This window comes from Zobellella iuensis, from assembly GCF_016746085.1.
Classification (GTDB): Bacteria; Pseudomonadota; Gammaproteobacteria; order Enterobacterales; family Aeromonadaceae; genus Oceanimonas; species Oceanimonas iuensis.
On the sequence record NZ_JAERTZ010000015.1, the window covers coordinates 96,983 to 120,240 of the forward strand.

Annotated in this window: 28 protein-coding genes, 1 tRNA gene and 1 rRNA gene; 17 read left to right on the forward strand and 13 right to left on the reverse strand. The window is 62.0% G+C overall.

Annotation, left to right across the window (positions count from 1 at the left end):
- Positions 1–59: 59 nt before the first annotated feature.
- The 6 genes from JKV55_RS06675 to JKV55_RS06700 all read right to left on the reverse strand — a co-directional run bounded on the left by JKV55_RS06675 (position 60) and on the right by JKV55_RS06700 (position 4,563).
- Positions 60–476 carry a CoA-binding protein gene (locus JKV55_RS06675; protein ID WP_202083482.1) on the reverse strand — a complete coding sequence of 139 codons (417 nt, stop codon included), beginning with the start codon at positions 474–476 and terminating at the stop codon, positions 60–62.
- Between the two features lie 159 nt (positions 477–635).
- On the reverse strand, positions 636–1,634 hold the full coding sequence (locus JKV55_RS06680) for a glutathione S-transferase family protein (protein WP_202083483.1): 999 nt from the start codon (positions 1,632–1,634) through the stop codon (positions 636–638).
- A 157-nt stretch (positions 1,635–1,791) separates the two neighbouring features.
- Complete coding sequence (gene trxC / locus JKV55_RS06685; protein ID WP_202083485.1) at positions 1,792–2,223, reverse strand: thioredoxin TrxC; 432 nt, start codon at positions 2,221–2,223, stop codon at positions 1,792–1,794.
- Positions 2,224–2,227: 4 nt separating this feature from the next.
- On the reverse strand, positions 2,228–2,644 hold the full coding sequence (locus tag JKV55_RS06690; protein WP_202083486.1) for an META domain-containing protein: 417 nt from the start codon (positions 2,642–2,644) through the stop codon (positions 2,228–2,230).
- A gap of 10 nt (positions 2,645–2,654) precedes the next feature.
- Positions 2,655–3,644 carry a 2-hydroxyacid dehydrogenase gene (locus JKV55_RS06695; protein WP_202083488.1) on the reverse strand — a complete coding sequence of 330 codons (990 nt, stop codon included), beginning with the start codon at positions 3,642–3,644 and terminating at the stop codon, positions 2,655–2,657.
- 61 nt (positions 3,645–3,705) lie between these two features.
- The gene (locus JKV55_RS06700; protein WP_202083490.1) at positions 3,706–4,563 is read right to left on the reverse strand and encodes a type 2 periplasmic-binding domain-containing protein; all 858 of its coding nucleotides are present in this window, start codon (positions 4,561–4,563) and stop codon (positions 3,706–3,708) included.
- 128 nt (positions 4,564–4,691) lie between these two features.
- Between JKV55_RS06700 and JKV55_RS06705 the strand changes: the two genes are divergently transcribed.
- Both JKV55_RS06705 and JKV55_RS06710 read left to right on the forward strand, forming a co-directional pair.
- Positions 4,692–5,381 (forward strand): MOSC domain-containing protein, encoded by a 690-nt coding sequence (locus JKV55_RS06705; protein ID WP_202083492.1) that lies wholly within the window; start codon positions 4,692–4,694, stop codon positions 5,379–5,381.
- Positions 5,382–5,443: 62 nt separating this feature from the next.
- Positions 5,444–5,520, forward strand: a tRNA-Pro gene (locus JKV55_RS06710).
- Between the two features lie 41 nt (positions 5,521–5,561).
- Here the strand turns inward: JKV55_RS06710 and JKV55_RS06715 are convergent.
- Positions 5,562–5,777: an RNA-binding S4 domain-containing protein gene (locus JKV55_RS06715; protein ID WP_202083494.1), complete on the reverse strand. Its 216-nt coding sequence runs from the start codon at positions 5,775–5,777 to the stop codon at positions 5,562–5,564.
- A gap of 158 nt (positions 5,778–5,935) precedes the next feature.
- Between JKV55_RS06715 and JKV55_RS06720 the strand changes: the two genes are divergently transcribed.
- The 6 genes from JKV55_RS06720 (at position 5,936) to rmuC (ending at position 10,823) form a co-directional block, all read left to right on the forward strand.
- Positions 5,936–7,069, forward strand: coding sequence for an aminotransferase class V-fold PLP-dependent enzyme (locus tag JKV55_RS06720; protein ID WP_202083496.1), 1,134 nt, complete (start codon positions 5,936–5,938; stop codon positions 7,067–7,069).
- Between the two features lie 114 nt (positions 7,070–7,183).
- Positions 7,184–7,753, forward strand: a complete 570-nt coding sequence (gene efpL / locus JKV55_RS06725; RefSeq protein WP_202083498.1) for an elongation factor P-like protein EfpL — start codon at positions 7,184–7,186, stop codon at positions 7,751–7,753.
- Between the two features lie 61 nt (positions 7,754–7,814).
- On the forward strand, positions 7,815–8,225 hold the full coding sequence (locus JKV55_RS06730) for a DUF4399 domain-containing protein (protein WP_202083500.1): 411 nt from the start codon (positions 7,815–7,817) through the stop codon (positions 8,223–8,225).
- A gap of 111 nt (positions 8,226–8,336) precedes the next feature.
- On the forward strand, positions 8,337–9,176 hold the full coding sequence (locus JKV55_RS06735; protein ID WP_202083502.1) for a PfkB family carbohydrate kinase: 840 nt from the start codon (positions 8,337–8,339) through the stop codon (positions 9,174–9,176).
- Positions 9,177–9,285: 109 nt separating this feature from the next.
- Positions 9,286–9,471, forward strand: coding sequence for a hypothetical protein (locus JKV55_RS06740; RefSeq protein WP_202083547.1), 186 nt, complete (start codon positions 9,286–9,288; stop codon positions 9,469–9,471).
- The gene (gene rmuC / locus JKV55_RS06745; protein ID WP_202083503.1) at positions 9,471–10,823 is read left to right on the forward strand and encodes a DNA recombination protein RmuC; all 1,353 of its coding nucleotides are present in this window, start codon (positions 9,471–9,473) and stop codon (positions 10,821–10,823) included. The genes JKV55_RS06740 and rmuC overlap by 1 nt, the downstream gene beginning before the upstream one ends.
- On the opposite strand, the gene trkA is transcribed toward rmuC, so the two are convergent.
- The 4 genes from trkA to def are packed head-to-tail and all read right to left on the reverse strand — an operon-like array spanning position 10,820 to position 14,986.
- Complete coding sequence (trkA, locus tag JKV55_RS06750; protein WP_202083504.1) at positions 10,820–12,196, reverse strand: Trk system potassium transporter TrkA; 1,377 nt, start codon at positions 12,194–12,196, stop codon at positions 10,820–10,822. The two genes, rmuC and trkA, sit on opposite strands and share 4 nt — an antisense overlap.
- Positions 12,193–13,488, reverse strand: a complete 1,296-nt coding sequence (gene rsmB / locus JKV55_RS06755) for a 16S rRNA (cytosine(967)-C(5))-methyltransferase RsmB (protein WP_202083506.1) — start codon at positions 13,486–13,488, stop codon at positions 12,193–12,195. The genes trkA and rsmB overlap by 4 nt, the downstream gene beginning before the upstream one ends.
- A gap of 25 nt (positions 13,489–13,513) precedes the next feature.
- The gene (gene fmt, locus JKV55_RS06760; protein WP_202083508.1) at positions 13,514–14,458 is read right to left on the reverse strand and encodes a methionyl-tRNA formyltransferase; all 945 of its coding nucleotides are present in this window, start codon (positions 14,456–14,458) and stop codon (positions 13,514–13,516) included.
- Positions 14,459–14,476: 18 nt separating this feature from the next.
- Complete coding sequence (gene def / locus JKV55_RS06765; RefSeq protein WP_202083510.1) at positions 14,477–14,986, reverse strand: peptide deformylase; 510 nt, start codon at positions 14,984–14,986, stop codon at positions 14,477–14,479.
- A gap of 91 nt (positions 14,987–15,077) precedes the next feature.
- On the opposite strand from def, the gene JKV55_RS06770 reads away from it, so the two are divergent.
- From JKV55_RS06770 to hemF, 6 genes are read left to right on the forward strand one after another with little or no spacing between them, the layout of a single operon-like run.
- A complete protein-coding gene (locus JKV55_RS06770; protein WP_202083512.1) occupies positions 15,078–16,184 on the forward strand; it encodes a LysM peptidoglycan-binding domain-containing protein in 1,107 nt (368 codons plus the stop codon).
- The gene (dprA, locus tag JKV55_RS06775; protein ID WP_202083518.1) at positions 16,165–17,262 is read left to right on the forward strand and encodes a DNA-processing protein DprA; all 1,098 of its coding nucleotides are present in this window, start codon (positions 16,165–16,167) and stop codon (positions 17,260–17,262) included. Before JKV55_RS06770 ends, dprA begins: the two co-directional genes overlap by 20 nt.
- Before the next feature lie 2 nt (positions 17,263–17,264).
- Positions 17,265–17,738: a DUF494 family protein gene (locus JKV55_RS06780; RefSeq protein WP_202083520.1), complete on the forward strand. Its 474-nt coding sequence runs from the start codon at positions 17,265–17,267 to the stop codon at positions 17,736–17,738.
- Between the two features lie 47 nt (positions 17,739–17,785).
- Positions 17,786–18,334, forward strand: coding sequence for a DNA topoisomerase family protein (locus tag JKV55_RS06785; protein WP_202083522.1), 549 nt, complete (start codon positions 17,786–17,788; stop codon positions 18,332–18,334).
- A gap of 31 nt (positions 18,335–18,365) precedes the next feature.
- Positions 18,366–18,929 (forward strand): L-threonylcarbamoyladenylate synthase type 1 TsaC, encoded by a 564-nt coding sequence (tsaC, locus tag JKV55_RS06790; protein WP_202083530.1) that lies wholly within the window; start codon positions 18,366–18,368, stop codon positions 18,927–18,929.
- Positions 18,930–18,954: 25 nt separating this feature from the next.
- On the forward strand, positions 18,955–19,863 hold the full coding sequence (gene hemF / locus JKV55_RS06795; RefSeq protein ID WP_202083532.1) for an oxygen-dependent coproporphyrinogen oxidase: 909 nt from the start codon (positions 18,955–18,957) through the stop codon (positions 19,861–19,863).
- Here the strand turns inward: hemF and hdfR are convergent.
- Positions 19,860–20,717, reverse strand: coding sequence for an HTH-type transcriptional regulator HdfR (gene hdfR / locus JKV55_RS06800; protein WP_202083534.1), 858 nt, complete (start codon positions 20,715–20,717; stop codon positions 19,860–19,862). The two genes, hemF and hdfR, sit on opposite strands and share 4 nt — an antisense overlap.
- 350 nt (positions 20,718–21,067) lie before the next feature.
- Here hdfR and aroE point away from each other — a divergent pair, with 350 nt between their 5' ends.
- Both aroE and JKV55_RS06810 read left to right on the forward strand, forming a co-directional pair.
- Positions 21,068–21,892 carry a shikimate dehydrogenase gene (aroE, locus tag JKV55_RS06805; RefSeq protein WP_202083536.1) on the forward strand — a complete coding sequence of 275 codons (825 nt, stop codon included), beginning with the start codon at positions 21,068–21,070 and terminating at the stop codon, positions 21,890–21,892.
- A complete protein-coding gene (locus JKV55_RS06810) occupies positions 21,889–22,149 on the forward strand; it encodes a DUF1488 family protein (protein WP_202083538.1) in 261 nt (86 codons plus the stop codon). The genes aroE and JKV55_RS06810 overlap by 4 nt, the downstream gene beginning before the upstream one ends.
- A 33-nt stretch (positions 22,150–22,182) precedes the next feature.
- On the opposite strand, the gene JKV55_RS06815 is transcribed toward JKV55_RS06810, so the two are convergent.
- On the reverse strand, positions 22,183–22,719 hold the full coding sequence (locus JKV55_RS06815) for a gamma carbonic anhydrase family protein (protein ID WP_202083539.1): 537 nt from the start codon (positions 22,717–22,719) through the stop codon (positions 22,183–22,185).
- A gap of 435 nt (positions 22,720–23,154) precedes the next feature.
- Between JKV55_RS06815 and JKV55_RS06820 the strand changes: the two genes are divergently transcribed.
- Positions 23,155–23,258, forward strand: a 16S ribosomal RNA gene (locus JKV55_RS06820); the annotation flags it as partial.

Genomic DNA, 23,258 nt, shown 5'->3' on the forward strand with positions numbered 1-23,258 from the left:
GTCATGACAACGACGTTGCCATCAAGTCAAAAGGGGCCTATGGCCCCTTTTGACTCAGATTATCCCAGCAACTGCTGGTGTACCTGCTTGATACAGAGATCTTCCACGTATTCCAGCTCGGCCTCGGCGGCGGCTTCGGCGGCCTGCAGGCTGGTGATGCCTTGCTGCAGCCAGAGGCAGAGCGCCTCGTGCTCTATGGCCTCCAGGGCGATGTCGGAAGCGAACTCGCCGCGGCGGAACACATTGACCAGTTGCACCGGTTGATCCAGATCCTCCAGGCCGGCCACGCAGGTCTGGCCGAGGATGATGGCGCCCGCCAGCTGGTCATTGACCGGATAGACCTGATAGCCCTGTTGCTGCAGATATTCCATCACCTGGTAGCTGGCGCGATCCGGGCGGTTCGAGGCCCCGACCAGGGCGATGCTGCGGGTGTTGGAAAGAATACGTTTCAAGCGATGTTGCTCAAGCGCGTCCATGGGGCATACCTAGTGGAATAAAAACCTCTTTATACCAGCTTGCCCACCCGCTAATCCATGGTTGCCTGCGCAATTTCGGCAACGGAATGGATGATCGGGAGCCGGCCGATACCCGCCTCCGGTCGGGCTGCCTGCGATGGGTCATACTGCGGCGGCCGCCTACGCCGGTCCGGCCCCGCCACCCGACCCGCGACCGTGGGGCGTCGTCCAGTCCTGTGCCGGGCCCACGGAGACGATGCCGTGGGGATTGATGGTCGGGTGGCTGCGAAAATAGTGGTGGCGGATGTGCGCTATGTTGGTGGTGCCGGCGATATTCGCGGTCTGGTAGAGGTCGCGCAGGTAGCCGTAGAGCGCCGGGTATTCCGCTATCTTGCGCCGGTCGCACTTGAAGTGGGTGTGATAGACGGCATCGAAGCGGGCCAGGGTGGTCCACAGCCGGATGTCCGCCTCGGTCAGGCGCTCGCCCAGCAGGTAGCGCCGGCCGGACAGCCGGGCTTCGAGCCGCTCCAGTGCCTCGAACAGGGCGGTGACCGCCTCGTCGTAGGCGGCCTGGCGGGTGGCGAAGCCGGCCTGGTAGACGCCGTTGTTGATCTGGTCGTAGACCCAGGCGTTGAGCTCGTCGATCTCGGGGCGCAGCTCCTGCGGGTAGTAGTCGCCGGCTTTGGCGCCGAGGTCGTCGAAGGCGCCGTTCAGCATGCGGATGATGTCGGCGGACTCGTTGCTGACGATGGTCTGCCGCTGCTTGTCCCACAGCACCGGCACCGTGACCCGGCCGGAATAACGGGCGTCGGCCTTGAGGTAGAGCTGGTACAGGTAGTCGAGGCCGTGGAGGCTGTCGCCGGTGGCGCCCTCGAAGTCGGTGGCGAAGGTCCAGCCGTGCTCCAGCATCACCGGGTGCACCACGGACACCGGGATCATCTCCTCCAGCCCTTTCAGGCGGCGCATGATCAGGGTGCGGTGGGCCCAGGGGCAGGCCAGGGACACATAAAGATGGTAACGCCCCGCCTCGGCCTGGAAACCCGCCTGGCCGCTGGGACCCGCCTCGCCGGTCGGCGTGATCCAGTGGCGAAACTGACTCTGGCTACGCTCGAAGCGTCCCTCGGTGGTCTTGGTGTCGTACCAGACATCATGCCAGATGCCATCTACCAACTTACCCATGATCCTGCTCCTATGAAATACTGACAGGACTATTGTGGCCGACCGGGCGGGGATGACCAGCGGGGATATTAGAGTCTTTTATTCAAACAATTTGATGTTGTGGCCGGAGGGTTGACTGGCAGCAGGATTCCTTTCCCGATGCCGTCGTAGGCCTGGTTCAATAAAACTGGCTCAGCCATTGGCGCAGCTGGCCGGCGGGCAGGGCGCCGGACTGGCGGGCCAGCTCCTGGCCGCCGGAAAAGGCGATCAGGGTGGGGATGGAGCGGATGCCGAAGCGGGCTGCCGCCTGCTGGTGGGCTTCCGTATCCAGTTTGGCCAGGCGCAGCTTGCCCTGCAGCTCGGTGGCGGCGGCGGCGAATACCGGCGCCATCATCTTGCAGGGGCCGCACCAGGGCGCCCAGAAGTCCACCACCAGCGGCAGGGTTTCATGGGCGAGCAGGCGCTCGAGCCGGGGGCCGTCCAGTTCCAGCGGCGTGCCCGGCAGCAACGAGGCCTTGCATTTGCCGCACTGGGGCCCCTGCTGCAGCCGGGTCGCCGGCACCCGGTTCTTGGCCCCGCAGGCCGGACATATAAGAAAGTGCTCGCTCATGGCATCAGTCCGCGTCGGCCAGGCGATAGCCCAGGGTGTAGTCGCTGCCGGTCAGGGTCAGTTGCCGGTCGTCATGGCTGACGGCGGCGCCCTGGTTGAGGGTAGCCAGCACCGCGGTTTCCACCTGCTGTATGCTGCCCGACAGGCAGGCCATCTTGGTGCTGGCCAGGGGATCGGCCTTGAGCCGGCCCTGCTCGAGCCTGGCGCTGCCGAAGAAGCGGTTGCAGCCGGCCAGGCCGCTGATGGCCATGTGCTCGCCGATGGCCAGATCGGAGCCGATGCCGGCATCGACCGGTTCGCCGTTGACGGTGGCCAGGGTCCAGCGCTGATGCTGCAGGCTGGACTCGGTGGTGCTGAGGCCACCGCCGGCGCAGGCGGCGAGCAGCAGGGTGGCGGTGGTGGCGGCAAGGACGAGTTTCATACTGTGCTCCTTAGTTGATTTTATTATCACAGGACTCCCCGCGGGAAAGCCGTTGCAGGTTGTCGAGGGTGGTGTGGGCGATGGCGGCCAGGGCTTCCCGGGTGAGGAAAGCCTGGTGCCCGGTCATGATCACGTTGGGGTAGGCGGACAGCAGGTGAAAGGTGTCGTCGCGGATGATCTCGCTGGATTTGTCGACGAAAAACAGGTTTTCCTCTTCTTCATACACATCCAGCCCCAGGGCGCCGATCCTGCCGTTGTTGATGGCCTCGATGGCATGGTCGGCGTTGAGCAGGCCGCCCCGGCTGGTGTTGATGATCATGACTCCGTCTTTCATCTGCGCGAAGCTGTCCCGGTTGAGCAGGTGATAGTTTTCTTCGAACAGGGGGCAGTGCAGGCTGAGCACGTCGGCCTCGGCGAACAGTTGCGCCAGCGGTACATAGCGCACCCCCAGGGCCAGGGCCTCGGGGTTCTCCATCGGGTCGTGTGCCAGCAGCACCATGCCCAGGCCCTTGAGGATACGCAGGGTGGCGATGCCTATTTTGCCGGTGCCGACGATGCCGGCGGTCTTGCCGTGCATATTGAAGCCGACCAGGCCATTGAGGGAGAAGTTGGCATCCCGGGTGCGCTGGTAGGCCTTGTGGATATGGCGATTGAGGCTGAGCATCAGCCCCACCGTATGTTCGGCCACCGCTTCCGGTGAGTAGGCCGGCACCCTTACCACCGTCATGCCGGCCGCCCGGGCCGCGTCCAGATCCACGTTGTTGTAGCCGGCGCAGCGCAGGGCGATGTAGCGTACGCCTCCGGTGGCCAGCACCTCGATCACCTCGGCATCGACCTTGTCGTTGACGAAGACACAGATGGCGTCGAAGCCCTTGCCGAGGGCGGCGGTGTGGGGTTCGAGCCGGGCCTCGAACCAGGTGATGTCGAAGCCGTAACCGGCATTTTGTTCGGCGAAGGGCTGTTGCATATAGGGCTGGCTGCTGAAGAAGGCGATATTCACCGGTTCTGTGCTCCGAGCTGCTGGGTTGATATAAGGATACTGTGCGGTTATCGCCGTTTTTTCAAGGCCGGGCCCCCGGATGCCAGTAATGGTCCGGCAAGGCTCGGGTGGCTTCAGTCAGATCCGGATTGACCAGCTCCAGTCGTAGCCGCTGTTCCAGTTGCAGCTGCTGCAGGCTGGTACGGATCAGCGGATGCCGTTCGAACAGGGCCATAAAGCTGCCGTCGCTATAGGCCCGCTCCAGCCCCCGTTGCAGCGCTTCGGCCAGCCTGGGGGCTTCGGGACTCACGAAGAAATAGACCGCGAAGGGGTAGTGCAACAGCAGTCGGGGTTCGATCATCAGCTGCGGGTAGTCCTGGCCCTGGGCGGCCAGCTCGCCGAAGGCTTCCACCGGGCTGCGCGGGTAGTAATCGACATGCTGGTTGCGGTTGAGCATGTCCAGTATGGTGACCCGGCGGGCGGCGCTGATGTTCAGCCCGGCTCCTTTCAATACCTCGATATCGCTCCAGCCGATGCCCTGCACCCCGGTAAAGGCGGCCAGTTCGGCCAGGCTCTGCACCAGGCTGAACTCCTGCTGGCGTGACTGGTTGATGATCAGCACCCGGAAGCCGGACAGCCCGCGCATCAGCGGCACCCGCACCGGCAGCAGCTTTTGTTCGTATTCGGACGAGGTGCCCATCCAGGCGAGGTTGACCGGGGTGCCGCGGAACAGCATCTGGGCGATGCGGAACTGGGACTCGTTCAGCGGCACCGGATTGATGGTGAAGGGCTCGCCGCTTTTTTCCAGGGCCAGGGTCAGTACCTGGCGATAGTAGTCGTGGTGGGGCGGGGCCTGCTCCGGTTGCGGAATATTGACCGCCAGTCTGGCCTGAGCAGGCAGGCTGAACAGGGCCAGCAGCAATAACAGCATTTTATTCATGACACCCGGTTCCTTAATAAGCATGATAGGGGAATGGCGTTATACCTTGTTATAGACTCAATCTACCCTGAGTTGCAGGGCTTTGTCTTATCCGGTAACGCGTTTTTATCACCGCCAGGGAGGCTTTGATGCGTGTAACGATTCTGGCAGGCAAACCGAAAATGTTGAATCCGGCGATTGCCAGTGCCATCGACAAGCAGCCGGTCAGCCGCCGCCAGTTTTGCAGTTTTGGCGGTCTGAACGACGACGCCCAGGTATCCACCCGTTTTCACGGTGGTCCGGAACGGGCGCTGCACTACTATCCCCGGGAGCATTATGACTTCTGGCAGAGCTGGTTCCGGGGCATGGGATTGACCGGACCTCTCGGGCTGCTGGGGCCGGGCGCCTTCGGCGAGAATATTTCCGGTGTCGGTCTGCTGGAGCAGGAGGCCTGCATCGGCGACATCTACCGGCTGGACAGCGCCCTGGTGCAGGTAAGCCAGCCCCGTTCGCCCTGCTACAAGCTCAATGCCCGCTTTGGCTACGATTTTTTCTCGGTGCTGGTGCAGGCCAATGGCCGGGCCGGCTGGCTGCTGCGGGTGCTGGAGCAGGGGGAGGTGACGCCCGAGGCCAGCATGACCCTGGTGGAGCGGCCTTGTCCGCAGATGCCGGTGAAGCGGGCCGGCGATATTGTGTTCAACCATGGCTTCGATCAGGCCGGTTTGCGGGAGTTGGCCGAATTAGATTGTTTATCAACCAGTTGGCGTGAAAAAGCAGCGGCTTACCTGGTCGAGGGCCAGGTGGGCGACTGGAGCCTGCGGCTATTGGGACCTAAATAAGGGCTTTGATGAAAAAGAGCTTGCAAGCGTTGCGCCATTTATGTAAATTCTCGCCCCGTTGACGGCATGTAGCGCAGCTTGGTAGCGCACTTCGTTCGGGACGAAGGGGTCGGAGGTTCGAATCCTCTCATGCCGACCAGATTCAACAAAAAAGGCCTGCAGCGATGCAGGCCTTTTTGCTTATTCCGTTACCACCAGGTCCTGGCCATTGAAGCTGACACGCTGTCCGGCCACTATCTTGCAGCGCTTGCGCAACTCCACCTCGCCGTTGACCAGCACCATACCCTCCTCGATCACCGCCTTGGCCATGGCGCCGGAATCGCACCAACCCATGACTTTGAGCAGGTTATGCAGGGGAATAAAGGCATGGCCTTCCAGGCTGAATTGTTCGTTCATTTCAGGGGCTACCACAGTTAAACATAGGGCCGTTATGGTAACACCGGTGGCGGCCGTGCCGGCAGTGGGATCTGGAATGGATTTTCGTGTACCAGGTCTTTGTTATTTGTGAACAGATTGGGCAGTATTAAGCATTAACGCTCAGCGAAGAGGTGTTTATGTCCGGATTACTGCCCCATGTCGACCCTGATGGCCTGCTGGAATATTCGGTGGTCTATACCGACCGCTCCCTGAACCATATGTCGCAACGCTTCCAGCAGGTGATGCGGGATATCTCCGCCGGCCTCAAGGGGCTGTATCGGGCCGAGTCGGTGGTGGTGGTGCCGGGCGGCGGCACCTTCGGGATGGAGGCGGTGGCCCGCCAGTTTGCAACCGATCAGCATTGCCTGGTGCTCCGCAACGGCTGGTTCAGCTATCGCTGGAGCCAGATTTTCGAGACGGGCCGTATCCCGGCCTCGGAAAGGGTGCTGAAGGCGCGCCCGGTGGAGCCCGGCCCCCGGGCGGCACTGGCCCCGGCGCCCATCGAGGAGGTGGTGGCCAGCATCAGGGAGCACAGGCCGGCTCTGGTGTTTGCCGCCCATGTGGAAACCGCCGCCGGCATGATGCTGCCGGATCCTTACCTCAAGGCGGTGGCCGACGCCGTGCATGAGGTGGGCGGTCTCTTCGTGCTCGATTGCATCGCCTCCGGCACCCTCTGGGTGGACATGAAGGCGAGTGGTGTCGACATCCTGCTCAGTGCCCCGCAGAAGGGCTGGAGCAGTTCGCCCTGCTGTGGCCTGGTGATGCTGAGCGAGCGTGCCCGTCGGCGCATTGAGGATACCCAGAGCAGCAGCTTTGCCTGTGACCTGAAAAAATGGCTGCAGATCATGGAAGCCTACGAGCAGGGCGGCCATGCCTATCATGCCACCATGCCCACCGACGCCCTGCTCCGGTTCCGGGACACCATCCGGGAAACCGAGGCGCTGGGGTTCGCCCTGCTCAAGCAGCGCCAGCAGCAGTTGGGGAGCCGGATACGGGCGCTGCTGGCGGCGCGCGGCATCAAGAGCGTGGCCGCCGACGGTTTTGCCGCCCCTGGGGTGGTGGTGTGCTACACCGATGATGCGGCCATCAAGAGCGGCGGCAAATTTGCCGTCGAGGGGCTGCAGATTGCCGCCGGGGTGCCGTTGCAATGCGACGAGCCGGCCGATTTCCAGACCTTTCGCATCGGCCTGTTCGGGCTCGACAAGCTGCAGAATGTGGATCGCACCGTCGCCACCTTCGAGCAGGCGCTGGACAAGGTGCTGCGGGGGTAGGCGGGCTCCTGCGGGTCGGTATTTGCCGTCTCGCTCTCAAATCATGGCCAGGGGGTATGGTGCCGCCCTCCGGCCTTGGCTAAGATGCGGCGTCTGATTTTCTGGAGAGTATTCATGCCAAGGGCGAATGAAGTTAAAAAAGGAATGGTGGTCGAGCTGGACGGCAAGCTGCTGATGGTTCGCGACATCGAGGTGCAGAGCCCGAGTGCGCGTGGTGCCACCACCCTCTACAAGATGCGCTTTACCGATCTGAAGACCGGGCTCAAGGCGGAAGAGCGGTTCAAGGGCGACGATCTGCTGACCACCATAGAGCTGCAGCGGCGCACCGTGGTGCTGTCCTACGTGGACGGCGACGACCATATTTTCATGGACATGGAAGACTACAGCCAGTATCCGATCCGCAGCAGCGAGATTGCCGACGAGCTGCTGTTTCTTGATGAAAACACCCAGGGTATCCAGGTGATGTTGGTGGATGGCCAGGTGATCGGCCTGGAGCCGCCGCAAACGGTGGAAATGGTGATCGTGGAGACCACGCCGGAAATCAAGGGCGCCTCGGCGTCGGCGCGCACCAAGCCGGCCACCTTCGCCACCGGGCTGACCGTCCAGGTGCCGGAATACCTGAAAATCGGCGACAAGGTGCGTATCCATACCACGGAGCGGCGCTACATGGGCCGGGCCGACTGAGTTCCTCCACCTCCGGGGATGCTATGCTTGCTGCTGATGCCACTATCAAGGAGCAGAGCTGATGAGCGGAGCAAGCATCTTCACCCTGGCGGCCGTGCTGGCCGCCGCGACCCTGATGGCGACCCCTTCTCCGGAAGGGGCGCGAGTCTACTTCATCACGCCCGCCGATGGCGAGGTCGTGAGTACGGAGTTTACGGTCAGGTTCGGTCTGCAGGGCATGGGCGTGGCCCCGGCCGGGGTTGAACTGCCCAATACCGGCCACCATCACCTGCTGATCAACGCGGAGGCGGAAGATCTGTCGCAGCCCCTGCCGGCCAGCGAACGGGTGCTGCATTTCGGGGGTGGCCAGACCGAAACCCGGCTCAGCCTGCCGCCGGGGGAATACCGGCTGCAGCTGGTGCTGGGAGACCACTTGCACATTCCGCATCAGCCGCCGCTGATGTCGGAGCCCATCAAGGTGACGGTAGAATGATGCCCACTGCCAACAGGCTCGGCTTGCCGGAACCCCTTGCTGCTCAGGTGTGAGCCTGTTTGATAGGGTGGTGCCGTCCCGGGTGCCGCGATGTAATGAAGGATCCTGGCGATGGCAAAACTGCTGCTTCTGGCCAACTTGAATTGTGATCATGTGTTGTTGTTGAACGAGCCGCTCGCTGCCGGCGGCCGCTTGCTGTACCGGGATCAGGGGCGACGGCTGGGCGGGGGGGCCGCCAACACCGGTGTCGGCCTGCTGTGGGCGGGGCATGAGGTCTGCATTATTTCCCGGGTCGGGCGGGATGACACCGGCGACTGGCTGCGGCAGGAGGCCCAGGGGCTGGGGTTGAACATCGACTACGTGGAGCGCTTCGATGGCGACACCGGAGAGCTGCTGGTGCTGGTGGATGCCCAGGGCGAGCGCACCATCTTGCGCCAGGCCCGGCGGCCTGCATTGCCCGGCCTGCTGCCGATCGAACCGGCGGATTGCCTGTACGTCAATATGGACGGTGCCGAAGCCGCCGGCTATATGGCGCGGATGCTCGAGCGTACCCTGGTGATCAGCCAGTATCCCAAGGAGGGGCGCTGGTCCCGGCCCTGCCAGGTGCTGATCGCCTCCGCCGCCGATCTGGCACCGCAGCCGGATCTCTGGAGCCATGCCCGGCGGTTGGCGGGCGAGCAGTTGCAGTGGCTGGTGGTGACCCACGGCGAGCAGGGCGCCGAGGCGTTTTCGGCGGACCGGCATATTCGGGTGCCGGCCCGGCCGGTGTCGGTGGTGGATGCCACCGGGGCCGGCGATGCCTTCGCCGGAGGGCTCATCCATGGCCTGGTGTCGGGGCTGGCGATGCCGGCGGCACTGGAGCAGGCCGGGCAGTGGGCGGCTTATGCCCTGTCTTCCAGTACCTCCATTCCTTCCGAACAGTTGAAGAGTTATCTGCACCGTACCGGCTGAATTCGGGGGCGGTCGCTGGTAAGCTTGGGCCTTACCCTCGGCAATCGGGACTAAGGCATTGGATAACGGCCTCTTTATTTCTTTTCTCGCCCAGTGCTGGCGCTGGTCTGTGTTTCTGATGTTTCCACTGCTGGTGGCCTTGTACAGCCAGTTGCTGGATCTGCCTCTGGCCGCCTTCGACAACGGGGTAAACCAGCACAAGTGGCTGATTACTCTGCTGTATCTGCTCTATGTGTTACTCTGGTTGCGCTTTAACCGGCGGGTGATGGCGATGCTTGAGCAGCGGAGGCGCTGATGGCCGGGCTGCTAGCGGGGTACTGGCCCTATCTGTTGGCGGCGGGGGCGGCGTTGGCCGGTTGGGGCCTGACCCGGCTCGGCCTGCATCCGCGACTGGCGTTGCTGGCTCAGCAGAATGAACAGCTGCAGGAGCAGCTGGAAGCGCGGCTGCAGGAGCTGGAAGGCAGCAGGCAGCGGCTGGAGCAGCAGCAGCAGCTGGTGCTGAAGATGAACGGCCGGCTCAAGGAATACGAAACCCTGCTGCGTCAGGAACGGCAATGGGCGGCGGAGAAGCAGGCCCAGTCTGAAGCCAGCGAAAACCGGCTGAGCCAGCAGTTCGAAAACCTGGCCCAGCGCATCTTCGAGCAGAAAACCCACAACTTCCGGGAACTGAACCAGCACAGCCTGGAGAGCCTGCTGTCACCGTTGCGTGAACAGTTGGAGGGCTTTCGCCGCAACATGCAGGAAAGCCATGCGGACGAGAGCCGCCAGCGGCACAGCCTGAAATTCGAGATCGAGCGGCTGGCCGAGCTGCACCGGCAGATGAGCGCCGACACCGCCGCCCTGACCCGGGCCCTGAAGGGGGACAGCAAGCAGCAGGGCAACTGGGGCGAAGTGGTGCTGGCCCGGGTGCTGTCCGAGTCGGGGCTGCGCGAGGGGCACGAATACAGCACCCAGCAGAGCCTCAGCAACGCCGACGGCAAGCGTTACCAGCCGGACGTGGTGGTGCACCTGCCGCAAGACAAGGACATCATCATCGACGCCAAGGTGTCGCTCACCGCCTACGAGCGCTACTTCAACGGCGAGGACGAGACCGGGCGGGAGCAGGCGCTGCGCGAGCATGTGGCCTCGGTGCGCGGTCATATCCGCGAGCTGGGGCGCAAGGACTACCAGCAACTGCAGGGGGTGCGCACCCTCGATTATGTGCTGATGTTCGTGGCGGTGGAGCCGGCCTTCCTGGTGGCGGTGGAAGCGGAGCCGGGGCTGGTGAAGTATGCCCTGGACCATAATATCCTGCTGGTCAGCCCCACCAACCTGCTGGTGGCCCTGCGTACCATAGAAAACCTGTGGCGGGTGGAGCGGCAGAACCAGAACGCGCGCAAGATCGCCGAGTCGGCGGGCAAGATCTACGAAAAACTGCGCCTGTTCACGGAAGACATGGAGGCGGTGGGCCAGTCGCTGCAGCGGGCCGACGACAGCTACCAGAAGGCGATGAAGAAGCTGACCACGGGCCGGGGCAACCTGATCCGCCAGGCCGAGGCGTTCCGGGAGCTGGGGGTGGAGGTGGCCAAGCCCCTGCCCGAGCACCTGCGGGAGGCGGCGGGCGAGGAGCCCCTGCGGTCGCTGCCGGGCGGGCGCCTGGCGGATTAAAGGAAGAAGGGGCTGGGCTGGAACAGCCGCTCCACTTCCGGGATGAATTTCTTGTCCACCAGGAACAGCACCACGTGGTCGTTCTGCTCGATCACCGTCTTGTCGTGGGCGATCAGCACCTCGTCGCCGCGCACTATGGCGCCTATGGTGGTGCCCGGCGGCAGCTTGAGCTCGCCCACCTGGCGGCCGACCACCTTGGAGGTGCTGTTGTCGCCGTGGGCGATGGCTTCGATGGCCTCGGCCGCCCCCCGGCGCAGGGAGTAGACGTTGACGATGTCGGCCCGGCGCACATGGGTGAGCAGGGCGGAGATGGTGGCTTGCTGGGGCGAGATGGCCACGTCTATGGTGCCCCCCTGCACCAGATCCACGTAGGCGCCGCGCTGGATCAGCACCATCACCTTCTTGGCGCCCATTTTCTTGGCCAGCATGGCCGACATGATGTTGGCCTCGTCCTTGTTGGTGACGGCGATGAACACGTCCACCTGATCGATATGCTCTTCCATCAGCAGCTCCTGGTCGGCGGCGTCGCCGCAGAAGACGATGGTATGCTCCAGTATTTCGGACAGCTGCTCGGCCCGCCTGGGGTTGTGTTCGATCAGTTTCACCGAGTAGCGCTTTTCCAGCCGGCGGGCCAGGCCGGCGCCGATGTTGCCGCCGCCCACTATCATGATGCGCTTGTAGTCGCTTTCCAGCCGCTGCAGCTCGGACATCACCGCCTTGATGTGGCCGCTGGCGGCGACGAAGAACACCTCGTCGTCCGCCTCTATGATGGTGGTGCCCTGGGGCCGGATGGGCCTGTCCTGGCGGAAGATGGCCGCTACCCGGGTATCGATATTGGGCATGTGATCGCGCAGGGTGGACAGGGCGTTGCCCACCAGGGGACCGCCGTAATAGGCCTTGATCGCCACCAGGCCGACCTTGCCCTCGGCGAAGTCCACCACCTGCAGGGCGCCGGGGTACTGGATCAATCGGTAGATATACTCGGTGACCAGCTGTTCGGGGGCGATCAGGTTGTCCACCGGCACCGCCTCGTTGATGAACAGCCGCTCCCGCTCCACCAGGAACTCGGGGGAGCGGATCCGCGCCACCTTGTTGGGGGTGTTGAACAGGGAGTAGGCCACCTGGCAGGCGATCATGTTGGTTTCGTCGCTGTTGGTCACCGCCACCAGCATGTCCGCATCCTGGGCGCCGGCTTCGCGCAGGACGTTGGGGTGGGCGCCGTGACCGTTGACCACCCGCAGGTCGTACTTGTCCTGCAACTCGCGCAGCCGCTCGCCGTCGGTATCCACTATGGTGATGTCGTTGTTCTCGCCCACCAGGTTTTCCGCCAGGGTACCGCCGACCTGGCCGGCGCCCAGGATGATGATCTTCATGCGATTTTGCTCAGCTTGGCGTAATAGAAACCGTCCCGTTGCTCGGTGCCCGGCAACAGCTGCCAGCCCGGGTGCTGCGGGCTGTCGTGCTCGTGCAGCGGCAGATGCCGGGCATCCGGGGTACGGTTCAGGAACGCCTTGATCTGTTCCTTGTTCTCGTCCGGCAGTATGGAGCAGGTAGCATAAAGCAGGGTGCCGCCCGGCTTGAGCTGTTGCCAGAGGGCATCCAGGATACTCGCCTGCAAGTCGGCCAACTGGGCGATGTCTTCCTGACGGCGCAGCCACTTGATATCCGGGTGGCGGCGGATGACGCCGGTGGCGGAGCAGGGCGCGTCCAGCAGGATGCGATCGAACAGCGGCCCTTGCCACCAGTCGGCTGGCCTGGCCGCGTCTCCCTGGAGGACGCTGGCGGTGAGGCCGATGCGTTGCAGGTTCTGGTGGACTCGTTGCAGGCGTTCGGCATCCAGGTCCAGCGCCACCAACTGGCCGAGTTCGGGCTGGCGTTCAAGAATATGAGCGGTCTTGCCGCCGGGGGCGGCACAGGCATCGAGCACCAGTTCGCCGGGCGCCGCTTCGAGCAGCTGCGCCGCCATCTGGGCGGCGGCATCCTGCACCGAGCTGTGGCCCTGCTCGAATCCGGGCAGCAGGGCAACGTCCAGCGGGCGGGCCAGGCGCAGGGCACTGTCGGCCAGCGGGTCGGGAGCCGCGTCCAGGCCCGCCTGCAGCAGCAGGGCCAGGTAATGCTCGCGGCTGTGGTGGCGACGGTTCACCCGGATCCACATGGGGGGATGCTGGTTGTTGGCCTCGAGAATGGTCGGCCACTGTTCCGGGTAGGCCTGCTGCAACCGTTTCACCAGCCAGTTGGGGTGGGCCAGGCGCAGCTGGGGCAAGGCGTCGATCTTGGTGGTCAGTTCGTCCTGCCGGCGCTGCACGTTGCGCAGCACGCCGTTGACCATGCCCTTGAAGGGCTCGGCCTTGAGCAGCTTGCAGGCATTGACGGTTTCGGCCAGGGCGGCATGGGCCGGGATGCGGGTATAAAGCAGTTGGTAGATACCCACCAGCAGCAGGGCATGCACCGGCTGGTATTTGCCCTTGAGCGGTTTTTCCAGCAATTGCCTGGCGATGGCGTCGAGCCGGCTGTACCAGCGCAGGGAGCCGAAGCACAGTTCCTGCAACAGCGCCCTGTCCTTGGCGGCGAGCTCTTGCTGATAGCGCGGTAGCAGGGCCGAGAGTGACTGGCCCTGATGGATCACCTGGTGCAGGATATTGGCCGCGGCGGCACGGGTTTTCATAGGATGTCCACTGAGTTGAGAGTGTTCAAACCAGGCAGGTGCCGGGTTCGAACCAGTCCTTGCGGGCGTTGAGCAGATCCTGGCAGCTCATGGCCTTCTTGCCCGGTGGCTGCAGGCTGAGCAGGCGCAGTACACCGGCACCGGTGGCGACGTCGATGCCCTGCTTGCCGGCCCTGAGTATGGTGCCGGGCGCCAGTTCTGTGCCTTCATCCAGGGCCTGGGCCTGCCACAGTTTGAGGTTGTGCTCACCGATCATGAAGTAGCTGACCGGCCAGGGATTGAAGGCGCGTACACAGCGCTCGATATGAACGGCGGGCTGGTGCCAGTCGATCAGTGCCTCTTCCTTGCTGAGCTTTTCCGCGTAATTGGCCTGGGCGTCATCCTGGGGGGCGGCCACCGCCGAGCCTGCGGCCAGTTGGGCCAGGGTATGCAATAGCGCCTCGGGGCCGATCTCCGCCAGCTTTTCATAGAGGCTGGCGGAAGTGTCTGCCGGGGTGATCGGCAGGCTGGCCTTGTGCAGCATGGCGCCGGTGTCCAGCCCCTTGTCCATCTGCATGATGGTGACGCCGGTTGTTGCATCGCCGGCCCAGATGGCCCGCTGGATGGGCGCGGCGCCGCGCCAGCGTGGCAGCAGGGAGCCGTGCACATTGATGCAGCCCAGGCGCGGAGTGTCGAGCACCGCCTGGGGCAGGATCAGGCCGTAGGCCACCACCACCATGATATCGGCGTTAAGGGCGGCCAGTTCGGCCTGGGCTTGCTCGTTGCGCAGGCTCTCGGGCTGGTGAACGGGGATATTTGCTTGTTCGGCGAGCACCTTGACCGGGCTGGGGGTCAGCTTCTTGCCCCGGCCGGCGGGCCGGTCAGGCTGGGTGTAGACGGCGACGACATTGTGCTCCGAGCCGAGCAGGGCCTGCAGGTGGCGGGCGGCAAAGTCCGGGGTGCCGGCGAAGATGATATTGAGCTTGCTCAAGGGGCGTCCTTTATCGGATTAGCGTTGATCTTGCTTGGCGAGTTTTTCCAGCTTCTGGCGGATGCGCTGGCGCTTGAGCGGCGACAGGTAGTCGACGAACAGCTTGCCGATAAGGTGATCCATCTCGTGCTGGATACAGATGGCCAGCAGGTCATCGGCTTCCAGTTCGAATTCCTGTCCCTGGCGGTCCTGGGCTTTCACCTTGACCCGTTCGGCTCGGGGCACCAGGGCGCGGGCGCCGGGCACGGACAGGCAACCCTCTTCAATGCCGGTGCTGCCCGATTGTTCCAGAATTTCAGGGTTGATCAGCACCAGCGGCTGATCCCGGTTTTCGGACACGTCGATCACGATCAGCCGTTGGTGAATATCAACCTGGGTCGCCGCCAGGCCGATGCCTTCCTCGGCATACATGGTTTCGAACATATCATCTACAATGTGCTGTAACGCCGGGGTGATTTCGGTGACGGGCTTGGCCACGGTGCGCAGCCGCTCATCGGGAAAACGTAATACTTCTAACACTTTTGCCATGGTTACTATGCTTATTCCAATATCGGTACTGACAGTATTTTAGCCGTGTAACCACACAAAAAACAGCAAGAGTTGGCCGAAGGACAAGGATGTGATGAAACAGCAAGGCATGCGTCTGCTCGGTTTGCTGGCGGGGTGTTGTTTTGGCCTGCAGGCTCAGAGCCCGGAACTGACCGCCCATTACCCCGACAGTTACACCGTGCGTCAGGGTGACACCCTGTGGGATATCTCGGCCCGGTTTCTGACCTCCCCCTGGCTGTGGCCCAAGCTGTGGCAGGCCAATCCTCGGCTGGCCAATCCTCACCTGATTTATCCCGGAGACGTTCTTACCCTGATCCGGGTCGATGGCCAGCCCCGCCTGGTGCGGGTCGAGCAGGGCGGAACGGGCGTGGCACGACTGTCGCCCCGGGTACGGGCCGAACCGGCGGTTGCCACCATTCCCCTCGCATCGATCCTGAATTTTACCGACAGCCACCGCATGCTGGCGCCCTCGGTATTGCGACAGGCTCCTTACATCCTCGGTGACCAGCAGGGCCGGGTGGCGATGATGAAGGGAGATGACGTCTATGTCCGCGGTCGGTTGCACCCGGGAGAGTCTTACGCGGTATACCGTCTGCAGGAAAAACTGACCGACAGGACAACCGATACCGTCCTGGGGCAGAAAGCGATTCTGGTCGGTACCGTGCTGGCCCGGCAGCAGATGGACCAGCAGCTAAGCCGCGTGGCCCTGAGCAGCCTGAAACAGGAGGTGCGACAGGGCGACAAGGTGTTGCCCCTGGCGTCCGACGGTGCCCTGGCCGCCTTCTATTATCCTCGGCCGGGGCCGGCATTTGACGATGCCTATGTGGTGGCGATGGGGCGGGACGGCAGCATGGCCGGGCGCCATGGCGTGGTGTTCATCAATAAAGGCCATGAGCAGGGCGTCAGGGCCGGCGATCTCTATGCGGTGCTGAAACCCGGGCCCGGGGTGTACGGCTATGGTACCGCTGCGCGCAATGAACTCATCTATGCCGATTCGGCGAGTCGCTACCTGCGCAATAGCGGCCCGGCTCAGGCTTTGCCGTCCAGGGCCATAGCACGGCTGGTGGTATTCAGCGTACAGGAGCGCATCAGCACGGCCCTGATACTGGACAGTGAAGATTTGGTGCGTACCCATTACCGACTGGGCGATGTGAGAGATGCCGGGTACCGGCCTTGAGCAGCACCCGCTGTTACCCTGGCTGGCCCTGCAGCATACGGCGGGCATAGGCCCGATTCGCGCATGCAAATTGCGCGCTAAGCTGGGTGCGAGCTGGTTTGACTCTCCCGCACTGAAGGCTTGCGCTCTGTCCGACGAGCAACTGGCGCAACTGCGGACGCCCCAGTGGCAGATATTGGAGCGGCTGCTGGCATGGCAGCAGTCGAACCCGTCCCGCCATATCCTGTCGTGGGATCACAGGGACTATCCCGCCTTGCTCAAATCCTGGCCCGGCGCCCCCCTGATGCTGTTTGTGGAAGGAGCTTTGCCGGCCTTGTCTCTCGCCCAGATCGCGATTGTGGGTACCCGGCACCCGTCCTATGTGGGGCGGGAGAATGCCAAGGCGCTGGTGCCGCAGCTGGTGGATGCCGGCGCGGCCATTACGTCGGGGCTGGCCATCGGTATCGACGGGCTCAGCCACCAGGCGGCGCTGGCCCGGGGGGGCATCACCCTGGCGGTGCTGGGCTCGGGGCTGGAGCACTGCTATCCCAAGCGACACCAACGGCTGGCGATGGACATTATCGGCGGGGGTGGTGCCCTGATATCGGAGTGTTATCCCTGGGAAAGCCCTCTGGCTCATCATTTTCCCCGCCGTAACCGTATCATCAGCGGGCTGAGCCTGGGGGTGCTGGTGGTGGAGGCCGCGGAGCGCAGCGGTTCCCTGATCACTGCCCGTTTTGCGCTGGAGCAGGGGCGAGAGGTGTTTGCCATTCCCGGAGCCTGGCAAAACCCCCAGGCCGGCGGGTGCAACCGCTTGATCCAGCAGGGTGCCAAGCTGGTCTGTGAAGCCAGTGACGTTCTCGAAGAGCTGGTGGCGTTTTCGGACGCTGCGATAAAAATTCATCCTCCTGCAACGGAGGAATTATTGCCTTATCCGGACTTGTTGGATAACGTAGGTTTAGAGACAACGGCAGTGGACTTGATCGCGTCCCGTTGTCAGCAGCCGGTGCAGGAGGTACTTACCCGGTTGGTCGAGCTGGAATTGGCTGGCTGGGTGGAATCCGTACCCGGGGGTTATGTCAGAGCGAGGAGGGGCTGATCATGTTCGATGTACTGATGTACTTGTTCGAAACCTACATCCATGCGGATGTAGACGCCATGGTAGAACAGGATGAACTCGCCGATGAATTGACCCAAGCGGGTTTTCATAAGGAAGAGATCCTCAAGGCTCTGGCCTGGCTGGAGCGCCTCGCCGAGTTGCAGGAGGCGGAAGAAACGCCTGCCTGGGCCCGTTCTGCTCCGGACTCGTTCCGTATCTACACTCAAAAAGAACTCTATAAAATCGACGCCGAAGGTCGTGGTTTTCTGCTGTTCCTGGAGCAAATCAAGGTACTTAATGCTGAAACCCGCGAGATCGTCATCGATCGGCTGATGGAACTGGACTCGCCGGTGATCGAACTGGACGATCTCAAGTGGGTGGTGCTGATGGTACTGTTCAATGTGCCCGGCAGCGAGTCCGCCTACCACCAGCTGGAGGAGCTGATTTTCGAACAGCCGGAAGGGGCGGTTCACTGAGGGCGGCCGCGCTGTTAGAATTCGTGCAATGAATTCGGAGGCGCGGCATGTCGAAAATCGATCCCAGTCTGTTCAATACCCAGGATCATGGCCCACAGTGGGCGGATGAGCCTTGTCCCCGGTGCGGTGATAAACTGGAGTTGCGCCATGGCAAGCATGGTGCCTTCATTGGCTGCGCGTCTTATCCTCGCTGTGACTATTTACGCCCTTTCAAGGTGATAGAGCACGACGAGGACGTGGAGAAAGTGCTGGAAGGCAGTGTATGCCCGTCCTGCGGCCATGTGCTCGCCATCAAGAAGGGGCGTTACGGCCTCTTTATCGGTTGCTCCAATTATCCTGCCTGCCATCATGTGGCCGACATCAACGAACAGGGTGGCACGGATCCCGCCTGCCCGTCCTGTGGCAAGGGCAAGTTGGTCGCGAGAACTTCCCGTTACGGCAAACGCTTTTATGGTTGTGAGCGTTACCCGGTTTGCCGCTATGTCATCAACGACAAACCCCGGGCCGAGGTCTGCCCCGAATGCGGCTTCGGCATCCTGGCCGAGCGCAAGGGGCAGCTGTATTGCCCGAATAAAGGTTGCGACTATCAACGTTGACCCTATCTCCATACAGGAATCATTGACCTTAATGAACCAGCAAGATCTTCTTACCGCGGTCGACTACCTCAATCGGGGCGGCATTATCGGTTACGCCACCGAGGCTGTATTCGGCCTGGGGTGTGATCCTGACGATGGTGACGCCGTGCGGCGTCTGCTCGAACTGAAGCAAAGGCCGGTTGACAAGGGGCTGATATTGATTGCCGCCGATTTCAGCCAGTTGCTGCCATACCTCGATCTGGAGGCCCTGCCGGCGGGACGGCTCAACCTGATTCTGGACAGCTGGCCCGGGCCCTACACCTGGATTATCCCGGCCAAGCCGGAAGTGCCGGTATGGCTGAGAGGACGCTTCAGTTCACTGGCGGTACGGGTCACCGCCCATCGGCAGGCTCATGATTTATGCCTGGCATTCGGCAAACCCCTGGTGTCCACCAGTGCCAATAAAACCGGCGAGGAGCCGGCGAGAGACGCTCGGCTGCTGGCAGAGCAGATAGGATCCCGGCTCGACTATATTTTGCCTGGCAGCACGGACGGACTGGCCAACCCATCCCTGATCCGGGATGGCATCACCGGGGCCACGGTACGCCCGGCTTGAACATCACCTATATAAAGGAACAGAAATGAGCGGTAAACCGGATACCTCGGCCGTTAAAGCATTTTTGCTGCAGTTGCAGGACGAAATTTGCGCAGCCCTGGAGCAGGCGGACGGCAGTGGCCGTTTTGTGGAGGACAGCTGGACCCGGGAAGAGGGCGGCGGTGGTCGCAGTCGGGTATTGCGTAACGGCGGCGTGATCGAACAGGGCGGCGTGAACTTTTCGCATGTGCATGGTGCCGCCATGCCGGCCTCGGCCACCGCCCACAGGCCCGAACTGGCCGGCCGCTCCTTCGAGGCCATGGGGGTTTCCCTGGTGATCCATCCCCACAATCCCCATGTGCCGACCAGCCATGCCAATGTGCGCTTCTTTATTGCAGAAAAAGAAGGTGCCGAGCCGGTCTGGTGGTTCGGCGGTGGCTTTGACCTGACCACCTTTTATCCGATGGAGGAAGATTGCCGGCACTGGCATCGGGTGGCCCATGAACTCTGTGCTCCTTTCGGAGAGCAGGTGTATCCGGAGTACAAGGCCTGGTGCGATCGCTATTTTTATCTCAAGCACCGCAATGAAACCCGTGGTGTCGGTGGCCTGTTCTTCGACGATCTGAACCATTGGCCTTTCGAGCGGTGCTTCGCCTTTATGCAGGCGGTGGGCCGGGGTTACCTCGAGGCCTATCTGCCGATTATCGAGCGGCGCCAAGATACCCCCTACGGCGAGGCAGAGCGGCAGTTCCAGCTGTATCGGCGTGGGCGCTATGTGGAGTTCAATCTGGTGTATGACAGGGGAACCCTGTTTGGCCTGCAGACCGGCGGCCGCACCGAGTCCATCCTGATGTCGATGCCGCCGCTGGCGCGTTGGGAATATAACTGGCAGCCGGCGCCGGGCTCGGCCGAAGCCCGGTTGCAGGAGTACCTGGTGCCCAGGGACTGGTTTTAACTGACCGGCTCCGCCTTGGGGCCGAACAGTTCGATGACCCTGTCGATCAGCCCCTGCCGCTCGCTGCCGGGCAGGTAGGCGGCATAGACCTCCCGGTTGATAGAGGGGGCATCGGCGACCACAAAGAGCTGTTGCTGTTCCAGGTAGCCGCGGGCCATGGCGCCGGGTAAAAAAGCGCTGCCGCCATGATGCAGCAGGTATTCCAGGGCGATGCGTACCGAGCCGGTATGCAACAGCGGTGGTGTGGCGGTATTGAACAGCTTGGCATGCTGGGTATTGAAGGCGGTGCCCCAGTCGATGCGGATATAATCCTGAGCCATGGCGTCAATGGCGGTCAGCCCTGAATAAGTGGATACCAGCTGTAATTCCATGGTATGCAGGGCGATATGGCGCACACCTTCGATACGGGCCGGATCGGTCAGAAAAGCCAGGTCCAGGGTCCTGCCCAGCAGGGCCCGGGTCATTTGTTCCGGGGTGCGAATGTCGGCACGCAGTGATAGTGCGGGCAGTTCGCAATACAGCCGATGCAGTCCTTCCTGCAGGTAGGCATCCCACAGGTTGGCGGTACCCGCCACGGCCAGTTGCTGGGTTTGGCGTTCGCTCAGGGCCACTTCGTGCTGGGCCCGGGCCCAGGCCAGCAGCATGGACTCGGCATGAGGGATCAAGGCCTCCCCGGATGAGGTCAGCTGGATATTGTTGCGCAAACGGGTAAACAGGGTCACGCCCAGCTGGCTTTCGAGCTGGCGGATCCTGAAGCTGACGGCCGACGGCGTCAGGTAAAGGTGCTCCGCCGCCTTGCCGAAATGGCGGGTACGGGAGACTTCCAGAAAGGTCTTTAAGAGTTCAGTATCCAAGGTGGACCATAAATATTTTGTTCGTTAGCGCAAAATCTATTCATTTTAGCGGTGAATGCAACAAAAAAAGCATCCATAGTGACAATATAATAATTCCTGACCGCGTAAGGGGTGTCGCCTGAATAGTTGTTCCGAATACTAGAGCGCTACAGGCCGTGCCCCGGTGTCGTTAAGCAACCCTCGGCGCCAGGGGACGAGACGCGCTTGTACCGCCTTAGCGCCGCGACTGGAGCCCGAGGGGCGGTGTGTCTGTATGTGATCGCGGGTCGATGTAGCAGTACCAGGATCAAGTGTTTAGACCTTATTATTCCGCTCCGGCGGTCTTCGCCAACGTATGAGAAAGACAGTTCATGGACAGATATGCAGTTATCGGAAATCCCATCAACCATAGTCAGTCGCCTTTTATCCATAGTTGTTTTGCCCGGCAGACCGGCCAGGTGCTGAGCTACGAGCGCCTGTTGGCCCCCCTCGATGATTTTGCCGGTTCCCTGGAAGGGTTCAGGCTGGAGGGGGGAAAAGGCTGCAATATTACCGTGCCGTTCAAGACGCAAGCCCTGGCGCTGGCAAAGCGCCTGAGCGAACGGGCCGAGCTGGCGGGGGCGGTGAATACCCTGCAACTGCTGCCCGATGGCCGCTGGCTGGGGGATAACACGGATGGTGCCGGACTGGTATTGGATCTCAAGCGGCTGGAGGTTCCCTTAACCGGGGCAAGGGTGCTGCTGCTGGGCGCAGGAGGAGCCGCCCGGGGAGCCCTGGCCCCCTTGTTGGCCGAGAAGCCGACGGAGCTGGTGGTGGCAAACCGGACCCGGGCGCGGGCCGATGAACTGGCGGCCCGCTTTTCCCCGCTAGGCAATATCGTCAGTGCTCCTCTTGAAGCACCGGGTGCCGGTTTTGATGTCATCATCAACAGCACTTCCGCCAGCCTGCAGGGTGAGCAACTGGCCCTGGATGGCGACGTTTGCCATTCCCATAGCCGGGTCTACGATATGATGTATGGTCGGGAAGAAACCGCCTTTCTCTGCTGGGCAAGGGAGCAGGGGCTGGAACAACGTTACGATGGCCTGGGGATGCTGGTCGGGCAGGCGGCCGAGAGCTTTTACCTCTGGCGTGGGGTCAGGCCGGACATTATGCCTGTACTGACGGCATTGAGGGTCAAGTTGGAGTCGGCAACATGAATCAGGACATTATCGTGGGAGACGATCTTTACTGGCAGCCGGAGCTGCAACGTATCGCCTTTACGGCCCATTGGCAGGGGCGGCAGATTCCCTGTTTTATCGCCCTGCATCGGCTCGAACACATGAGTGGGCAAAGCCTGAGCGACGAGGCCAACATCATACTGGCCTTTGAGTCGGTGCGGTTCGATATCGAAGAGCTGGTATCGCTACAGGTAGAAGAAGAAGTCTTTGCTCCCGACGGCAGCCTCTACCTTTAACCGGAGCCGAGCCATGGCTCGGCCCCGGTGTTTTTAGGCTTGTTGCAAGTATTCGTTCTTCAATCGGACATAGTTGTCGGCCGACTCGGGCAAGAAGGCTTTCTCCGCCTCCGTCAGTGGGCGTACCTGTTTGACCGGTGAGCCCACATAAAGAAAGCCAGACTCCAGCCGCCTGCCCGGGGGCACCAGGCTACCGGCGCCGATAATGACATCGTCACCCACCAGGGCCCCATCGAGGATAATACAGCCCATCCCCACCAATACCCGGTTGCCGATGGTGCAGGCATGGAGCATGGCCTTGTGCCCTATGGTGACATCCTCGCCGATGATCAGCGGCAGGCCGTCGGGCCGGGCTGTGCTTTTGCGGGTCACGTGCAGCACGGTGCCGTCCTGGATATTGGTGCGGGCACCGATGCGGATGTAATTTACATCTCCCCGGGCCGCCACCAGCGGCCAGATGCTGGCGTCGTCACCGAGCTCGATGGCGCCGTACAATACGGCGGATTTCTCGACAAAAACCCCTTTACCCAGTTTGGGCGTGATTCCGTTATAGCTGTTCACTGAATTCATCCTGTCTGCTCCCGGTTCAATAGCGGGTTGTGGTGCTATTTTAAAGCCTTTACCGGTAAAAACGAGGGTTGATTGTGCATAACCCTGTGTCTAACCTGTGCTTTTGCTTGGGGTATAGGCAAACGGCCCCGAAAGTGATGTTTTTCACAAAAAAGCCCTTGCGCAAAAAACGCGGCTGCCTATAATGCGCATCCACTGACACGGCGCAACCCGCCGGGTCGCAAGCGGCAAAAGAAACTTCGGTTTTAACGCTTGACGAATTAAAAGGACGGCGTAGAATACGCAGCCCTGACCCGATAAAGGTCAACGCTCTTTAACAATCTATCAAGCAAACTGTGTGGGCACTCGCAGTAGTTGGGAAACAAAAAAATATTGTTTTTCAATGGCTGTCGAAGTGCACAAACACTTCAGCAATTCATTGAGTATCAAAGTCTTAAATTGAAGAGTTTGATCATGGCTCAGATTGAACGCTGGCGGCAGGCCTAACACATGCAAGTCGAGCGGCAGCGGGAAAGTAGCTTGCTACTTTTGCCGGCGAG

Excerpts from the sequence above, each read along its gene's own strand:
- JKV55_RS06810 (WP_202083538.1), top strand. The coding sequence starts at position 21,889 with ATGAATCAGGACATTATCGTGGGAGACGATCTTTACTGGCAGCCGGAG.
- JKV55_RS06785 (WP_202083522.1), top strand. The coding sequence starts at position 17,786 with ATGTCGAAAATCGATCCCAGTCTGTTCAATACCCAGGATCATGGCCCA.
- JKV55_RS06690 (WP_202083486.1), bottom strand. The coding sequence starts at position 2,644 with ATGAAACTCGTCCTTGCCGCCACCACCGCCACCCTGCTGCTCGCCGCC.
- def (WP_202083510.1), bottom strand. The coding sequence starts at position 14,986 with ATGGCAAAAGTGTTAGAAGTATTACGTTTTCCCGATGAGCGGCTGCGC.
- JKV55_RS06680 (WP_202083483.1), bottom strand. The coding sequence starts at position 1,634 with ATGGGTAAGTTGGTAGATGGCATCTGGCATGATGTCTGGTACGACACC.
- JKV55_RS06730 (WP_202083500.1), top strand. The coding sequence starts at position 7,815 with ATGAGCGGAGCAAGCATCTTCACCCTGGCGGCCGTGCTGGCCGCCGCG.
- JKV55_RS06780 (WP_202083520.1), top strand. The coding sequence starts at position 17,265 with ATGTTCGATGTACTGATGTACTTGTTCGAAACCTACATCCATGCGGAT.
- dprA (WP_202083518.1), top strand. The coding sequence starts at position 16,165 with ATGCCGGGTACCGGCCTTGAGCAGCACCCGCTGTTACCCTGGCTGGCC.
- JKV55_RS06715 (WP_202083494.1), bottom strand. The coding sequence starts at position 5,777 with ATGAACGAACAATTCAGCCTGGAAGGCCATGCCTTTATTCCCCTGCAT.
- JKV55_RS06675 (WP_202083482.1), bottom strand. The coding sequence starts at position 476 with ATGGACGCGCTTGAGCAACATCGCTTGAAACGTATTCTTTCCAACACC.
- JKV55_RS06720 (WP_202083496.1), top strand. The coding sequence starts at position 5,936 with ATGTCCGGATTACTGCCCCATGTCGACCCTGATGGCCTGCTGGAATAT.
- JKV55_RS06815 (WP_202083539.1), bottom strand. The coding sequence starts at position 22,719 with ATGAATTCAGTGAACAGCTATAACGGAATCACGCCCAAACTGGGTAAA.
- trxC (WP_202083485.1), bottom strand. The coding sequence starts at position 2,223 with ATGAGCGAGCACTTTCTTATATGTCCGGCCTGCGGGGCCAAGAACCGG.
- efpL (WP_202083498.1), top strand. The coding sequence starts at position 7,184 with ATGCCAAGGGCGAATGAAGTTAAAAAAGGAATGGTGGTCGAGCTGGAC.
- tsaC (WP_202083530.1), top strand. The coding sequence starts at position 18,366 with ATGAACCAGCAAGATCTTCTTACCGCGGTCGACTACCTCAATCGGGGC.
- aroE (WP_202083536.1), top strand. The coding sequence starts at position 21,068 with ATGGACAGATATGCAGTTATCGGAAATCCCATCAACCATAGTCAGTCG.
- hemF (WP_202083532.1), top strand. The coding sequence starts at position 18,955 with ATGAGCGGTAAACCGGATACCTCGGCCGTTAAAGCATTTTTGCTGCAG.
- JKV55_RS06705 (WP_202083492.1), top strand. The coding sequence starts at position 4,692 with ATGCGTGTAACGATTCTGGCAGGCAAACCGAAAATGTTGAATCCGGCG.
- trkA (WP_202083504.1), bottom strand. The coding sequence starts at position 12,196 with ATGAAGATCATCATCCTGGGCGCCGGCCAGGTCGGCGGTACCCTGGCG.
- JKV55_RS06700 (WP_202083490.1), bottom strand. The coding sequence starts at position 4,563 with ATGAATAAAATGCTGTTATTGCTGCTGGCCCTGTTCAGCCTGCCTGCT.
- rmuC (WP_202083503.1), top strand. The coding sequence starts at position 9,471 with ATGGCCGGGCTGCTAGCGGGGTACTGGCCCTATCTGTTGGCGGCGGGG.
- JKV55_RS06735 (WP_202083502.1), top strand. The coding sequence starts at position 8,337 with ATGGCAAAACTGCTGCTTCTGGCCAACTTGAATTGTGATCATGTGTTG.
- rsmB (WP_202083506.1), bottom strand. The coding sequence starts at position 13,488 with ATGAAAACCCGTGCCGCCGCGGCCAATATCCTGCACCAGGTGATCCAT.